This is a genomic window from Kitasatospora sp. NPDC004614 (genome assembly GCF_042873675.1).
Lineage (GTDB): Bacteria > Actinomycetota > Actinomycetes > Streptomycetales > Streptomycetaceae > Kitasatospora.
The window spans coordinates 231,214-245,166 of the sequence record NZ_JBIALR010000003.1; the positions used below are offsets into that span (position 1 = coordinate 231,214).

The 13,953-nt window shown below is 73.0% G+C and carries 14 protein-coding genes; 8 read left to right on the forward strand and 6 right to left on the reverse strand.

Annotated elements, in window-relative coordinates; all coding sequences use genetic code 11:
- The first annotated feature begins 128 nt into the window (after positions 1-128).
- The 3 genes from panB (at position 129) to ACFYST_RS10470 (ending at position 3,042) form a co-directional block, all read left to right on the forward strand.
- Positions 129-998: a 3-methyl-2-oxobutanoate hydroxymethyltransferase gene (gene panB / locus ACFYST_RS10460; RefSeq protein WP_387643424.1), complete on the forward strand. Its 870-nt coding sequence runs from the start codon at positions 129-131 to the stop codon at positions 996-998.
- A 236-nt stretch (positions 999-1,234) separates the two neighbouring features.
- Entirely contained in the window at positions 1,235-2,215 is a 981-nt protein-coding gene (locus ACFYST_RS10465) for an ATP-binding cassette domain-containing protein (RefSeq protein WP_387861279.1), read from the forward strand.
- Positions 2,212-3,042: an ABC transporter permease gene (locus ACFYST_RS10470; RefSeq protein ID WP_387861280.1), complete on the forward strand. Its 831-nt coding sequence runs from the start codon at positions 2,212-2,214 to the stop codon at positions 3,040-3,042. Before ACFYST_RS10465 ends, ACFYST_RS10470 begins: the two co-directional genes overlap by 4 nt.
- Before the next feature lie 19 nt (positions 3,043-3,061).
- On the opposite strand, the gene ACFYST_RS10475 is transcribed toward ACFYST_RS10470, so the two are convergent.
- Entirely contained in the window at positions 3,062-6,364 is a 3,303-nt protein-coding gene (locus ACFYST_RS10475; protein WP_387861282.1) for an ATP-binding protein, read from the reverse strand.
- A gap of 158 nt (positions 6,365-6,522) precedes the next feature.
- Here ACFYST_RS10475 and ACFYST_RS10480 point away from each other — a divergent pair, with 158 nt between their 5' ends.
- Positions 6,523-7,332, forward strand: a complete 810-nt coding sequence (locus ACFYST_RS10480; RefSeq protein WP_387861284.1) for a site-2 protease family protein — start codon at positions 6,523-6,525, stop codon at positions 7,330-7,332.
- A gap of 1 nt (position 7,333) precedes the next feature.
- On the opposite strand, the gene ACFYST_RS10485 is transcribed toward ACFYST_RS10480, so the two are convergent.
- Both ACFYST_RS10485 and npdG read right to left on the reverse strand, forming a co-directional pair.
- On the reverse strand, positions 7,334-7,522 hold the full coding sequence (locus ACFYST_RS10485) for a hypothetical protein (protein ID WP_387861285.1): 189 nt from the start codon (positions 7,520-7,522) through the stop codon (positions 7,334-7,336).
- A gap of 129 nt (positions 7,523-7,651) precedes the next feature.
- Positions 7,652-8,353 (reverse strand): NADPH-dependent F420 reductase, encoded by a 702-nt coding sequence (gene npdG, locus ACFYST_RS10490; protein ID WP_387643412.1) that lies wholly within the window; start codon positions 8,351-8,353, stop codon positions 7,652-7,654.
- Positions 8,354-8,400: 47 nt separating this feature from the next.
- On the opposite strand from npdG, the gene ACFYST_RS10495 reads away from it, so the two are divergent.
- Positions 8,401-8,979 (forward strand): hypothetical protein, encoded by a 579-nt coding sequence (locus ACFYST_RS10495; RefSeq protein ID WP_387643411.1) that lies wholly within the window; start codon positions 8,401-8,403, stop codon positions 8,977-8,979.
- Positions 8,980-9,036: 57 nt separating this feature from the next.
- Positions 9,037-10,362 carry an MFS transporter gene (locus ACFYST_RS10500; RefSeq protein ID WP_387643409.1) on the forward strand — a complete coding sequence of 442 codons (1,326 nt, stop codon included), beginning with the start codon at positions 9,037-9,039 and terminating at the stop codon, positions 10,360-10,362.
- A gap of 7 nt (positions 10,363-10,369) precedes the next feature.
- On the opposite strand, the gene ACFYST_RS10505 is transcribed toward ACFYST_RS10500, so the two are convergent.
- The gene (locus tag ACFYST_RS10505; protein WP_387861287.1) at positions 10,370-10,597 is read right to left on the reverse strand and encodes a hypothetical protein; all 228 of its coding nucleotides are present in this window, start codon (positions 10,595-10,597) and stop codon (positions 10,370-10,372) included.
- Positions 10,598-10,722: 125 nt separating this feature from the next.
- Here ACFYST_RS10505 and map point away from each other — a divergent pair, with 125 nt between their 5' ends.
- Positions 10,723-11,568 (forward strand): type I methionyl aminopeptidase, encoded by an 846-nt coding sequence (map, locus tag ACFYST_RS10510; protein ID WP_387643407.1) that lies wholly within the window; start codon positions 10,723-10,725, stop codon positions 11,566-11,568.
- A gap of 90 nt (positions 11,569-11,658) precedes the next feature.
- On the opposite strand, the gene ACFYST_RS10515 is transcribed toward map, so the two are convergent.
- Entirely contained in the window at positions 11,659-12,357 is a 699-nt protein-coding gene (locus ACFYST_RS10515) for a bifunctional DNA primase/polymerase (protein WP_387861288.1), read from the reverse strand.
- A gap of 405 nt (positions 12,358-12,762) precedes the next feature.
- Here ACFYST_RS10515 and ACFYST_RS10520 point away from each other — a divergent pair, with 405 nt between their 5' ends.
- Positions 12,763-12,984: a hypothetical protein gene (locus ACFYST_RS10520; protein WP_380481373.1), complete on the forward strand. Its 222-nt coding sequence runs from the start codon at positions 12,763-12,765 to the stop codon at positions 12,982-12,984.
- 16 nt (positions 12,985-13,000) lie between these two features.
- Here the strand turns inward: ACFYST_RS10520 and ACFYST_RS10525 are convergent, their stop codons facing one another.
- Entirely contained in the window at positions 13,001-13,657 is a 657-nt protein-coding gene (locus ACFYST_RS10525) for a PadR family transcriptional regulator (RefSeq protein WP_387861289.1), read from the reverse strand.
- Positions 13,658-13,953 lie beyond the last annotated feature (296 nt).

Consider the following 13,953-nt stretch of genomic DNA (forward strand, 5'->3'; position numbering starts at 1 on the left):
CCCCTCCGAACGGCCGGGGACGGCAGGACTCCCGCCCCTTTGCTGACGGCGCGTGGCATGCAAGCATGGAGCCAGATCCGGGGACGCCGCACGGCGCCACGAGACGACACACACCAGGAGTCTGTTCGATGAACGCCTCTCCGCTTCAGCCTGCCCAGCCGCAGGACGCGCCCGCCACCCTCTACGGCGGGGTCACCAACCGGCGGGTCACCGTCCGGGACCTCGCCAAGGCCAAGCGCAACGGCGAACGGTGGGCCATGCTCACCGCCTACGACGCCCTCACCGCCGGCGTCTTCGACGAAGCCGGCATCCCCGTCCTGCTCGTCGGCGACTCCGCCGGCAACTGCCACCTCGGCTACGAGACCACCGTGCCGGTGACCATGGACCAGATGGTGATGCTCTCCGCCGCCGTCGTCCGCGGCACCCAGCGCGCCCTGATCGTCGCCGACCTGCCCTTCGGCTCCTACCAGGAGTCCCCCGCCCAGGCCATGCACAACGCGGCCCGCCTGATGAAGGAGGCCGGCGTCCACGCCGTCAAGCTCGAAGGCGGCGAACGCAGCGCCCGCACCATCGAACTCCTCGTCGAGGCCGGCATCCCCGTGATGGCCCACATCGGCCTCACCCCCCAGTCCGTGCACGCCTATGGCGGCTACCCCGTCCAGGGCCGCGGCGACGAGGCCGCCCACCAGCTGCTCCGCGACGCGAAGGCCGTCCAGCAGGCCGGCGCGTTCTCCGTCGTCCTCGAAGCCGTCCCCGCCGAACTCGCCGCCGAGGTCACCACCCACTCCGCGATCCCGACCGTCGGCATCGGCGGCGGCCCCGGCACCGACGCCCAGGTCCTCGTCTGGACCGACTTCGCCGGCATGACGGCCGGCCGCGTCCCCAAGTTCGTCAAGCAGTACGCCAACCTGCGCGCGACGCTGGCGCAGGCGGCGAGCGAGTTCGCCTCGGACGTCCGCGAAGGCACCTTCCCGGGCCCGGAGCACAGCTTCCAGTAAGGCAAGCCAGGGGCGCGTGGGGGCACCTCCCAGCCCCCTGGGGCTGGGGGAGAACTGCGCGCAGCGGAAGGACCCGACCGCAAGATCGCGACGCAGGACAATGACTTGCACTTGATCGCGACCTTGCGGACGGGCTTTGCGCCTGTCGCGCAGTTCCCCACGCCCCTGTCATCGCAACCGTCTGCCTGACAGCGGGCTGACAGCCCCGTGACAGCCGGCCCCGGCACGGTGTTCCCATGACACGAAACACGGGGAACGCCGTGGAGGTCCACGGCATTGTGAAGCACTACGGGGAGACGAAGGCCCTGGACGGGGTCGATCTGACGGTGCGTGAGGGGACGGTGCTGGGGCTGCTCGGGCCGAACGGGGCCGGGAAGACCACGCTGGTGCGGGTGCTGTCGACGTTGATCAAGCCGGACGCGGGCACGGCGTTCGTGGGCGGGTTCGACGTGTTGCGGCAGCCGAAGCAGCTGCGGCGGACGATCGGGCTGACCGGCCAGTACGCGTCGGTGGACGAGCTGCTGTCGGGCTACGAGAACCTGTACCTGATCGGGCGCCTGCTGGATCTGTCCGCCAAGGACGCCAAGGCCCGGGCGGCCGAGCTGCTGGAGCGGTTCTCGCTCACGGAGGCCGCCAAGCGCCCGGCGAAGGGCTATTCGGGTGGGATGCGACGCCGCCTCGACCTCGCGGCGTCGATGATCGGCCGCCCGAAGGTGCTGTACCTGGACGAGCCCACCACCGGCCTGGATCCGCGGACCCGCAACGAGGTGTGGGACGAGGTGCAGCGGATGGTCGGTGAGGGGTCGACGGTGCTGCTGACCACCCAGTACATGGAGGAGGCGGAGCAGCTCGCCGACGCGCTGACCGTGATCGACAAGGGCCGGGTGATCGCCAGTGGCGGCATCCAGGAGCTGAAGACCCAGGTCGGCGGTCAGAGCCTGCAGGTGCGCCCGCTGCGGCCGGCGGAGCTGCCGGAGATGGCCCGTGTTCTGCGGGATGCCGGGATCCCGGCGGCCTTCTCCGAAGACTCCGGCCTGCTCGCGGTGCACCTCATCGACGAGGGCCAACTGACCACAGTGATAGGCGTGTTGGGCACCCGAGGGTTCGGGATCGCCGGTATCGACACCAAGCTGCCGAGCCTGGACGAGGTCTTCCTGTCCATCACCGGCAAGCCGTCCGTCCCCGCCCCGGCCCGTGACAAGGAGCCCGTCGCATGAGCACCGCCACCCTGAGCCCCGCCCCGGCCGCCGCGTCCGTGCGGTCCGCCGACGACACCCGGATCGGCCTGCGTTCGAACCTGCGCCACCTGGGTGCGCTGACCCGCCGGAACCTGATGCGGATCAAGGCCGACCCGGAGTCCATGCTGGACGCCCTGCTGGTACCGGTCATCATGATCCTGCTGTTCGTCTACGTGTTCGGCGGCGCGATGGCCTCCAATCAGCACGAGTACATGCAGTACATGGTGCCCGGCCTGCTCGGCACCACCGGCCTGAACCTCGCGATGGCGCTGGGCACCGGCCTGAACACGGACTTCCAGACCGGTGTGATGGACCGTTTCCGCACCCTGCCGATCGGGCGTTCGGCGGTGCTGCTGTCGAAGATGATCGCGGAGACGCTGCGGGCGGTCGTCGCCTTCGCGGTGCTGATCGGCTTCGCGATGATCCTCGGCATGGACATCAAGGGCGGCCCGCTGAACCTGCTGGCCGCGGTCGGCCTCTCGCTGGTGTTCGGCGCCTCGCTGATGTGGGTGTCGATGCTGCTGGGCATGGCGCTGCGCAGCGCCCAGGCGGTGCAGGGCATGGCCATGATCGTGGTGATGCCGTTGCAGTTCGGCAGTTCGATCTTCGCCGATCCCGCCACCATGCCGGGCTGGCTGCAGGCGTTCACCAAGCACAACCCGCTGTCCGCGCTGGCGGACGCCTGCCGGGCGCTGATCAACGACACGCCGGTCGGCAACTCGGCGGTGACGGTGCTGATCTGGTCGGCGGCGATCACCGTGGTGACGGCGCCGCTGGCGGTGGCCCGCTTCCGCAAGCGCACCTGAGCGCCGGTCGGCGGGGCACTCAGAACGCCCCGGGATCGTTCAGCAGGGCGGACGCCTCGCGCAGGGTGAGGCGTCCGCCCCGCCGGCGCGCCGCCAAAAACTCCTCCTCGCCGAGCAGTTCGCGCAGCAGGCCCTCGCAGCGGACGCGTTCGGCGCGTTCCATGAAGGAGCCGGAGGCGCCGCTGAGGCCGTCGTGCGCGCCGACCAGTTCCGCACCGCGCCGGGCGGCGGCCAACTCGCCTTCCTGCCGGGCGAGTTCGGCGAGGACGGCGGCCAGCGGGATCATCAGCATCATCGCCATGTGCTCGACGAAGACGGTGGCCCGGCCCTCCACCTCGGCCATCGCGCGGCGGCCCTGGCGGATCATCGCCAGGCCGGTGCGCGGGTCGCCCGCGCGGGCCGTCACCCAGCCCCGGATGCAGGTGACGATGCCGGAGAACACCCACGGCAGCGGGCCGCGGGTGGGTGCTTCGGAGGCCAGTTCGTCCAGCGCGGCCAGCGCCTCGGCGTACTGGCCGCGCTGCACGCACAGGTTGCACAGCACCAGCCGGCCGTACAGCCGCGCGCCGTCGGCGTCCCGGACGTCCACGGCGGCCTCGGCGATGGCGTCGCGGACCATTCGCTCGCCGGCCTCCGGGTCCGACTCGGCGATCACCTCGCCGAGCCGGGCGCGCAGCAGCGGCACCTCCTGGCGGGCGTCGAGCCGGACGGCCAGCTCGATCGCCTCACGGAAGGCCCGTTCGGCGAGTGCGCTGTCACCGGACTTGGTGGCGTTCTCGGCCTTCGCGGCCAGCGCGTCGGAGCTGCCCCACAGGTCGCCCTGCGCGGTGTACAGGGCGAGCGCCTCCTCGCTGTCGGCGATCGCCTGCGGCAGGCCGCCGGCCAGGTCGTTGAGCAGCCGGGCGCGCAGCTGCAGGGCGTAGGCCAGGTCGCCGGGGGCGCCGTGGCGGCGGGCGCCGGCCACCGCGTCGTCCAGTACCTCCCGGGTGCGGTCCATCTCGCCGGTGAGGAAGACCGCGAACACCCGGCTGAGCGCCGGCACCCGGTAGCCCTGCGGCAGGTCGGGGGTGTAGACGTCCAGCACCCGGCGGGCGATGTTCAGCGCGTGGGGGTCGTCGAGCATCCCCAGGTCGCCGGAGAACATGCCGATCAGCCGGTGCAGACCGAGCTGGCGGCGGCCCTCCTGGAGCTGCTCGGGCGGCAGCGGCGGCGGCTGGTCGAGCGGGCCGGCGGTGAGCGGGACGGGCGGCGGGGCGTCGTCGGCGAACGGGTCGGGGGCGAACGCGGTGACCGCGTCGAACCAGCCGCGGGACTCGGCGCGGTAGTCGCGCAGCGCCCAGTAGCCGGCCATCGACAGCGCCAGCACCAGGGCCTCCTGTTCCTGCTCGGCGTCGACGGCGCGGCGCAGCGCGGCCCGGACGTTCTCCTGCTCGCGGTCCAGCCGGGCGAGCTCGTCGAGCTGGCCGGGGCCGCGCAGGCGGAGGGCGGCGGTCCGGGCGACTTCCCGGTAGTGCCTGGTGTGGCGGTGGGCGACCTCGGGTTCGGCGGCCTCGGCAAGGCGTTCGGCCGCGTACTCGTGGATGGTCTCCAGCATCCAGTAGCGCGGCTGTTCGCCGAGCCCGGCCACCAGCAGGGACTTGTCGACCAGCGACAGCAGCAGGTCGGCGACCTCCACCCGGGGCACCTCGGCGTCCGCGAGCACGGCCTCGGCGGCCTCCAGGGTGCAGCCGCCGGCGAACACCGACAGCCGTCGCAGCACGGCGCGTTCGCGCGGGCCGAGCAGGTCCCAGGACCAGTCGACGACGGCGCGCAGGGTCTGCTGGCGGGGCAGCAGGGTGCGGGAGCCGGCGGTGAGCAGCGCGAACCTGGAGTCCAGCCGGTCGGCGAGCTGGCGGGGGGTGAGTCCGCGCAGCCGGGCGGCGGCGAGTTCGATGGCCAGCGGCAGGCCGTCCAGGCGGCGGCAGAGTTCGGCGCAGGCCTCCGGGTCCTGGTCGGTGCGGAAGCCGGGGCGGGCGGCGGCGCCGCGGTCGGCGAGCAGCCGCAGCGCGGACGGGTCGGGCAGCGGTTCGACGGGCAGCACGGTCTCGCCGGGGACGCCGAGCGGTTCGCGGCTGGTGGCGAGGACGGTGATGCCCGGGCAGTCGGCGAGCAGCCGGTCGGCGAGGTCGGCGGCGGCCTGGACGACGTGTTCGCAGTTGTCGAGCAGCAGCAGCAGGCGCCGGCGGCCGAGGTGGTCGACGACCCGGCTCACCGGGTCCTTGCGGCCGCCCTCGATCACCTCGGCGACGGTGCCGCCGGTGTGCAGCACGGTCTCGCGCAGGCCGAGCGCGGCGGCGACCGCGGCGGGGACGGCGGCGGGGTCGTCCAGTGGGGCGAGTTCGACCTGCCAGACGCCGCCGGGCCAGTTGGCGGTGCCCTGTTCGCGGCGGCCGGCCTCGACGGACAGCCGGGTCTTGCCGGAGCCGCCGGGGCCGGTCAGTGTGGTCAGCCGGCCGGCGGTCAACGCGCCTGCCACGGTGGCGAGTTCGCCCTCGCGGCCGACGAAGCTGGTGCGGCCGGGGCGCAGGTTGCCGGCGGCAGTGGTCGGCGCAGCGGGAGCGGTTTCGGGCGCGGTGGTGAGCAACTCGCGGTGCAGGGCGCGCAGTTCGGGGCCGGGGTCGGTGCCGAGCCGGTCGGCGAGGGTGTGGCGGATCTCCTCGTAGCGGGAGAGCGCCTCGGCGGTGCGGCCGGCCGCGCGCAGGGCGCGCAGCTGGAGGGCCTGGAGCTGCTCGTCCAGCGGGTGGTCCCGGCAGAGTTCGGCGAGTTCGGCGGTGACCTCGGCGGCCCGGCCGAGGGCCAGTTGGGCGGTCAGCCGGTGTCGGCGGGCGTCCTCGCGCTGGGCCTCCAGGCGGGCGGCGGGGGCGGTGCGGTCGGGCAGGTCGGCGAGCGCGGGGCCGCGCCACAGGGCGAGCGCGGCGGTGAGCCGGTCGGCGGCGGCCGCCGGGTCGCCGTCGGCGAGGGCGCGGACGCCGTCGGCGGCCAGCCGCTGGAATTCGGCGACGTCGGTGTGCGGGCCGGTCAGCCAGTAGCCGGCCGGCCCGGAGCCGATCTCGTCCCGGCCGACGGTGCGGCGCAGCCGGCCGACCAGCGTCTGCAGTGCGGCGGCGGCGTCCTGCGGCGATTCCTCCGCCCACACCTCGTCGGCGAGCAACTCGGCCGGGACGGGCCGGCCTTGGCGCAGCGCGAGCGCGGCGAGCAGGGCGCGCAGCCGGGCGCCGCCGAGCGCGATCGCCGTGCCGTCGTCGTGGTGGGCGGTGGTGGTGCCGAGGATGCCGTAATGCACCCGCCCATTCTGCGGGACGCGTCCGACGCCCCGGGCGCACACCCGTACGGAACGCACGGCTGCCGCCGTCCGTTCATCCATGGCCGCTTGTCGGGTGCGCCCGGTGCCCGGCATCATCGGACGTCCGCCCGACCCCCATGTTCCGGAGCCTTCTCGTCATGACCTACGCCAGCACCGGCCAGCGCAGCGCGGAGAGCCGGGTCAGCCCGATCTTCCTGGCGCTGGCCGGCACCTTCGTCGCCTCCGGCTTCGCGCTGGCCACCGGCTGGGGCAACGCCCGGCTGGGCGTGTTCCTGTTCGTGGTGGCGGGCTGGATGGTGTCGCTCTGCCTGCACGAGTACGCGCACGCGCGCACGGCGCTGGCGGGCGGTGACATCACGGTCGGCACCAAGGGCTACCTGACGCTGAACCCGCTGAAGTACGGGCACGTGGTGCTGAGTTTCGTGCTGCCGGTGATCTTCGTGATCATGGGCGGCATCGGTCTGCCGGGCGGCGCGGTCTACATCGAGCGGGACCGGATCTCCGGCCGCCTCAAGCACAGCCTGATCTCGGCGGCCGGCCCGCTGGTGAACGTGGTGTTCGGCGTGGTGACGCTGGTACTGGTCAGCCAGGGCTGGTTCGACAACCCGGACGTGCCGGCCGCCATCGGTGACACGCTGTACAGCGTCTCACCGCTGCCGGCCGCGCTGGCCTTCCTCGGCTACCTCCAGGTCACTGCGGCGATCCTCAACCTGCTGCCGGTGCCCGGCCTGGACGGCTACGGCATCATCGAGCCCTGGCTGTCATACAAGACCCGGCGGGCGATCGCCCCCTACGCGCCCTACGGCATGATGTTGCTGTTCCTGCTGGTGTGGCAGAGCGAGGCCAGGGTGTGGCTGCAGCAGGGGACGGCGTGGGTCTTCGACCTGTTCGGCGTGCGGCACGGGTACGTGAGCCTGGGCTACGACATGTTCACCTTCTGGGTCTAGCTCAGCCCTGTTCGACGGCGGCGCGGCGCTCGGCGCGGTCCTTGCGCAGGTAGTACCAGGCGATGTTGCTGGCCACGCCGGCCATCAGCACCCACACCACGCCGAGCCAGTTGCCCTCGACGAACGAGACCACCGCGGCGGTCACGGCCAGGGCCAGGACGATCGTGGCGTACAGGGCGTTGCGGGGCATGGCGGGACTCCTCGGGCGGGCGGTGTGGCTCCGCCATTCTCGCCGACCGAACAGCCCGCACCGGCCGGGGGTGGCCGGTGCGCGCCGCGGCGTGGGTCACACCGCGGCGCGCCCGGCTCAGACGTCGGCTCAGACGTCGGTGATCCGCAGGCCCGCGTGCGCCTTGTAGCGGCGGTTGACCGAGATCAGGTTGGCCACCAGCGCCTCCACCTGGTGGGCGTTGCGCAGCCGCCCGGCGAAGATGCCGCGCATGCCGGGGATCCGGCCGGCCAGGGCCTGCACGGTCTCGGTGGCGGCGCGGTCCTCGCCGAGCACCATCACGTCGGTGTCGATCGACTCCACCGTTTCGTCCTGCAGCAGCACCGCCGACAGGTGGTGGAAGGCGGCGGTGACGGTGGAGTCCGGCAGCAGCGCGGCGGCCTGCTGGGCGGCGGAACCCTCGGGGACCTGGAGCGCGTAGGCGCCCTGCTTGTCGAAGCCCAGCGGGTTGACGCAGTCCACCACGATCTTCCCGGCGAGTTCGGCGCGCAGCGAGGTGAGCGTCTCGGCGTGGCCGTCCCACGGCACCGCGACGATCACCACGTCGCTCTCCCGGGCGCACCGCGCGTTGTCGGTGCCACGGATGCCCAGGCCGAGCTGCGAGGCGCAGTCCTCGGCGCGCTCGGCGCTGCGGGAGCCGATGATCACCTGCTGACCGGCCTTGGCGAGCCGGTAGGCGAGGCCGCGGCCCTGGTCACCGGTGCCGCCGAGGACTCCCACCACGAGCTCGGAGACGTCCGGCAGCTGTCGGCCCGGTCCGGCCGTCGCGTTCACTGAATCGGGTTGCGTCATGCGGAAGATCCTGCCAAACGGCCTGCCCGGGCAGCATGCTGTCGCGCATGGACGCGGTGAGAGTTTCCGCACTCCGGCAGTCACTGTCCGGCACCGGCTGGCCCGAGCGGGCGGGCGTCTTCGCCTCCGCACTGCGCGGCTCGGTCACCCGGCGCCGCGCCACCGGCCTGCTGCTGGTCGGCACCCCCCACTACGAGCCGTGGCACCTGGCCGCGCACCTGAGCGACGAGGCCGCGTACAGCGGGGTTCCCGAGCTGGTCCCGACCCTGCTGCGGCACACCGTGCCGACGGGCGCGCCGAACCATCTGGCGTGCGGGCTGCCCCGGCTCGAGGAGGCACGCACCGGCGCAACGGTGCTGCTGATCGCCCCCGCGCCCGCCGACGAGCCCCTGCTGGAGCGCCTCGACGGTGCCCGCCGGGCCGGCGCGGTGCTGCTCGCCCTGGACGGCGGCGACCCCGAGCTGACGGCGCTGGCGCACGAGCGGCTGACGGTGCCGGACGCCGAACCCGAACCGTTCGAACTGGTCCAGCACCTGGTCAGCTCGGCCACCTCGACGGTGCCGCCGCGCTCGCGGCTGGCCCGGCTGGCGGAGCGGCTGACCGCCTCGCCGGTGCTGCGCTGGTGACGGCCCGACAGAAAAGCAGTTGCCCCGTTCCGTCCGCCTACCGCAGCATCTGACCATGTGACGTCTGCTGCCCGTTTCTTCCGCAAGCTCGCCCCGGATCTGACGCCCTGGCGCTCCTCCCGGGATTTCCGGCTGCTCTGGACGTCGGGCTGCATCACCGGCTTCGGCAGCTTCCTCACGTACGTCGCGGTGCCGATCCAGATCAAGCAGCTGACCGACTCGACCCTCGCGGTCGGCCTGGTCGGCGCGTTCGAGCTGGTGCCGCTGGTGGTGTTCGGCCTGTGGGGCGGCGCGCTGGCGGACGCGCTGGACCGCCGCCGCCTGGTGCTGCTCACCGAGGCGGGCCTGGCGCTGCTGGCCGCGCTGATGCTTGCCAACGCACTGCTGCCGCATCCGCTGCTGTGGCCGATCTACCTGGTGGCGGCGCTGACGGCAGCACTGGACGGCATGCAGCGTCCGGCGCTGGACTCGATGATCCCGCGGGTGGTCGGGCACGATCAGCTGCCCGCCGCGTTCGCCCTCAACTCGCTGTACCGCAACGTCGCTTCGGTGGCCGGCCCGCCGCTGGCGGGTGTGATCGTCACGCTCGCGGGGGCGCGCGTCGCCTACGCGCTGGACTTGACGACCTTCCTGGTCTCGCTGACGCTGATCGTCCGGATGCGCCCGGTGCCGCCCGCCGAGAGCGCCGACCGCCCGTCGCTGCGCAGCATCGGGCAGGGCCTGAGCTACGCGTGGAGCCGCAAGGACCTGCTGGGCACCTACGCGATCGACACGGTGGCGATGCTGTTCGCCTTCCCCGTCGCGGTGTTCCCGTTCCTGGCCTCGTCGCTGGATGCGGAGTGGGCGCTGGGCCTGCTGTACTCGGCGATGGCGGCCGGCGCGCTGGTGGTGTCGGCGACCAGCGGCTGGATGTCGCGCGTCCACCGGCACGGCCGGATGCTGCTGTTCGCGGCGCTCGGCTGGGGCGCGTCGATGGCGCTGGCGGGCCTCGCCGGAAACATCTGGCTGGTGCTGGTGTGCCTGGCGCTGGCGGGCGCCGCCGACGACATCAGCGGGGTGGCCCGGTCGACGATCTGGAACCAGTCCATCCCCGACGAGCTGCGCGGCCGCCTCGCCGGGGTGGAGGTGCTGTCGTACTCGGTCGGCCCGCAGCTGGGCCAGGTCCGGGCCGGCGGCATGGCCGCGATGATCGGGACGCGGGCCTCGATCTGGACCGGCGGCGTGATGTGCGTGCTGGGCGTGCTGGCGCTGACGGCGTCCATCCCCAAGCTGCTGGCCTGGGACTCCCGCACCGACCCGCACGCGCTGGCGGTGCGGGCCCAGCACGAGCGGCAGGCGGCGGAAGCGGCGAAGGCGGCGGGCGTCTCCGAGGGCGTGTCCTGAGCCTCCGTCAGCCTTCGGTGCGCGGCTCGTCCTCGTCGTTCCAGCGCGGGTCCTGCTTCCACTCCTGGTTGCGCTCGGCGGCGGTCTCCAGGGCGCGCGCGGCCTCCTCGCGGCTGGCGTAGGGGCCGAGCCGGTCCTTCGCGGGGCACTCCGGGCCTTCCTCGACCTTGCCGTGCTTGATGCAGTAGAACCACTCCCCCGGCTGCCCGGTGGGCTTGCTGCGGCCGAACACCATCGTCTCGTCTCCCGTCCTGGTGGGCCCCGCGGCGAGGGCCGCGGCGGTCAGCAGTGATCATTCCCGGTGGCCCGGCCGCGCACACGGCCCGGGGCGGGCGGATGGCGGCCGATACACTCGCGGTCATGGCTCTGGTACCCGGCACGCAGTCCCCCACCCGCAAGGTCCCCGCGCACATCGCGCGCCCGGAGTACGTCGGCAAGCCCGCGCCGACCCCGTACACCGGCCCCGAGGTGCAGACCGCGGAGACCGTCGAGAAGATGCGGATCGCCGGCCGGATCGCGGCGCAGGCGATGGCAGAGGCCGCGAAGCTGATCGCCCCCGGTGTCACCACCGACGCGCTCGACGCCGTCGCGCACGAGTACATGTGCGACCACGGCGCGTACCCGTCCGACCTCGGCTACCGGGGCTTCCCGAAGTCGGTCTGCACCTCGATCAACGAGGTGATCTGCCACGGCATCCCGGACTCGACCGTGCTGCAGGACGGCGACATCGTCAACATCGACGCCACCGCGTACATCCACGGGGTGCACGGCGACCTGAACGCCACCTACCTGTGCGGCGACGTGGACGAGGAGTCCCGGCTGCTGGTGGAGCGCACCCGGGAGTCCCTCGACCGGGCGATCAAGGCGGTCAAGCCGGGCCGGCAGATCAACGTGATCGGGCGGGTCATCGAGTCCTACGCCAAGCGCTTCGGCTACGGCGTGGTCCGCGACTTCACCGGCCACGGCATCAACACCTCGTTCCACTCCGGCCTGATCATCCCGCACTACGACAGCGAGCGGGCCACCCAGGTGATCAAGCCGGGCATGACCTTCACCATCGAGCCGATGCTCACCCTGGGCAGCTACGACTACGACATCTGGCCGGACGGCTGGACGGTCGTCACCAAGGACCGCAAGCGCACCGCCCAGTTCGAGCACACCCTGGTGGTCACCGCCGACGGCGCGGAGATCCTCACCCTGCCCTGACCTTCCCGGTACGCCGGAGCGGCCCGCCACCCCACCCGGGGGAACGGGCCGCTCCGTCGTTCCTGCTCCTGCTCCTGGACCTGCCCCGGCTCAGCCGATCAGCCACTGCTCCTCGGCGACGGCGCCGACCTCGGTGCACGCGTCGGTCAGCACGTCCAGCACCCGCAGCGGGTCCGGCAGCTGCTGGTCGGGGCCGCGCAGCCAGCGCACCCGGGAGCCGTCGGTCAGCGCGGCCGGCGGGACCAGGGTGTACGAGCCGCGGCAGTGCCAGCGCAGCCCGGGGTGCTCGGAGACCGTCTCGGGGGTGGAGTCCAGCGCGCTGGGCCACCACTCGTCCTCGTCCTGCGGGGTGCCGCGGGTCGCGGTGAAGAACAGGTACCGGTCGTTGCCGACCGCCGCCACCGGGCCGCCCACGCCGAGCGCGTCCAGCCGCCGCAGCGCCAGCACCCCGGCCTCGGCCGGCACGTCGAGCACGTCGTGCGCGCGGCCCGTCGCGGTGACGAAGTTCGCCTCCGGGTCGCGGGTCAGCCAGTGCGCCAACTGCTCGGCGTCGGTGGTGGCCTGGGACTGCCAGGCGAAGGAGACCGGATGCTGGGCCGGGGCCGGACAGCCGACCCGGTCGCACGAACACCGGTACCCCTCCGGGTGCGCCGCCGGCGCCACCGGGAACCCCGACCGGACCGCCCCCAGCAGCAGATCCAGCTTCGCAGCCGTGTCCTCTTCGGCGCCCGGGTCGTCCTGCTTCCGGTCCCGCCGCCACCAGGACGTCCACCTGCTGCTGGCTTCCATCTGGCCCCTTCCGCACCCGCTGAGCTGCCGCGCCTGGTACGGCACGACCACCTACGCAACAAACGACGCCAACACACGGAGCCGCTCGCTGCTTCCCTCATCGGTGCACCACGCGCGGGGGCGTCTGTCGTCGACCGGGGCCGGGTTCTCCGGCCGGCCGACGTTCCGGGGGCGGGTACGGAGTACGAGAGTCTCGCTCGGCGGGCGGGCGCACCTCGGCGCGCCCCACCCGGCCCGTACGGGCCCGCGGACCCGGGGCAACCCCCGGGGGCGTACGTAGCAGGATAAGGGTCCCGGAGCCCTCCGAATGACCGTTGGCGGTGCCGTCCCCGTCACACCTTCCGCCGCCGCGGCGGACACACCCGCCCGCACCGGACATCCCGCCCGTCGCCCTACCCTGGAGCGGTGAGAAGCGCCGACACCGCATTCCTCGGCGGCCCGCTGGACGGCAGGGTGCTGCCGATCCTGCTGAGCCCGCTGCAGTCCGTCCCGAAGGTCTACCGGGTGCCCGTCCCCGCGCACGGGGACACCCCGGCGGTCACGCTGGTCTACCGGCGTGCCAAGGAGTACAACGCCAAGGGCCGGTTCCGCTGGCGCTACGAGTACGACGAGGCCGCCAGCGGCTGACGCCCGCCGATCGCTCTCAGGCCTCTTCGGCCAGGATCAGGTACAGCTTCTTCTTCGTCTCGGCCAGCACGGCCAGGCCCTTGGCGCGCTGCTCCTCGGTGCCGGTCATCATGACCTGGCGCACCGCGTGGTCCACCGCCGCGAGCGCGGCGCCGACCTCCTGCACGGCCTCCCAGTCGCCCTGCCGGCCGGCCTCGTCCCACGGGGACTCGGGGCCCTGCTCGGCCTCGGCCCGGCCCTGCTCGGTCAGCTCGAACAGCTTCTTGCCGGACTCCTCGTTGGCCTTGATCAGCCCCTCCTCCTCCAGCAACTGGAGCGTCGGGTACACCGAACCCGGGCTGGGCCGCCAGACTCCGCCGGTCCGCTCGCCGATCTCGGTGATCATCTCGTAGCCGTGCATCGGCCGCTCCCGCAGCAGCGCGAGCAGCGAGGCCCGCACATCGCCCCGCCGGGCCCGCCCGCCGCGCCGGCCGCCGTGCCCGCGCGTCCCGTGGCCGCCGAAGCCGCGCCCGCGCGGCCCGAACCCCGGACCGAACGGCGGCATCGGCCGCCCCGGCGCCCCGAACGGCCCGAACGCGGCCCGCACCTCGAACTCCTCGCCCTCCCCGGCCCGCCGCGCCCCTTCGGCCCAGCGGCGCCGACTCTCCCCGCCGTGACGCTTGTCGTAACGCATGATCCACTCCCCATGGCTGTCGGACGCTCCATCGGTGAAGCATCTCGATAACTCGACGATATATCGGTAACTGTCGTTCGACAACCCCTTCCGATACCCGGCCGCTGAAATTGTCGAACGACGGCAGATCGTTCAGTCGCGCACTCAATCGTTCAGCCAGTCGTTCAGTTGCGCAGACGATCGTTCAGTCGCGCCTTCCCCGCACCTCCGCAAACTGGGTCAGCACGATCAGGGGACATGACGCCTTGGTCAGGTGTCCGCAACCGCCGGGCGCGCCAACGCGCGGAGAGATGCCG

Excerpts from the sequence above, each read along its gene's own strand:
- ACFYST_RS10480 (WP_387861284.1), top strand. The coding sequence starts at position 6,523 with ATGACCTACGCCAGCACCGGCCAGCGCAGCGCGGAGAGCCGGGTCAGC.
- ACFYST_RS10505 (WP_387861287.1), bottom strand. The coding sequence starts at position 10,597 with ATGGTGTTCGGCCGCAGCAAGCCCACCGGGCAGCCGGGGGAGTGGTTC.
- ACFYST_RS10465 (WP_387861279.1), top strand. The coding sequence starts at position 1,235 with ATGACACGAAACACGGGGAACGCCGTGGAGGTCCACGGCATTGTGAAG.
- ACFYST_RS10515 (WP_387861288.1), bottom strand. The coding sequence starts at position 12,357 with ATGGAAGCCAGCAGCAGGTGGACGTCCTGGTGGCGGCGGGACCGGAAG.
- ACFYST_RS10525 (WP_387861289.1), bottom strand. The coding sequence starts at position 13,657 with ATGCGTTACGACAAGCGTCACGGCGGGGAGAGTCGGCGCCGCTGGGCC.
- ACFYST_RS10485 (WP_387861285.1), bottom strand. The coding sequence starts at position 7,522 with ATGCCCCGCAACGCCCTGTACGCCACGATCGTCCTGGCCCTGGCCGTG.
- panB (WP_387643424.1), top strand. The coding sequence starts at position 129 with ATGAACGCCTCTCCGCTTCAGCCTGCCCAGCCGCAGGACGCGCCCGCC.
- ACFYST_RS10495 (WP_387643411.1), top strand. The coding sequence starts at position 8,401 with ATGGACGCGGTGAGAGTTTCCGCACTCCGGCAGTCACTGTCCGGCACC.
- map (WP_387643407.1), top strand. The coding sequence starts at position 10,723 with ATGGCTCTGGTACCCGGCACGCAGTCCCCCACCCGCAAGGTCCCCGCG.
- ACFYST_RS10470 (WP_387861280.1), top strand. The coding sequence starts at position 2,212 with ATGAGCACCGCCACCCTGAGCCCCGCCCCGGCCGCCGCGTCCGTGCGG.
- npdG (WP_387643412.1), bottom strand. The coding sequence starts at position 8,353 with ATGACGCAACCCGATTCAGTGAACGCGACGGCCGGACCGGGCCGACAG.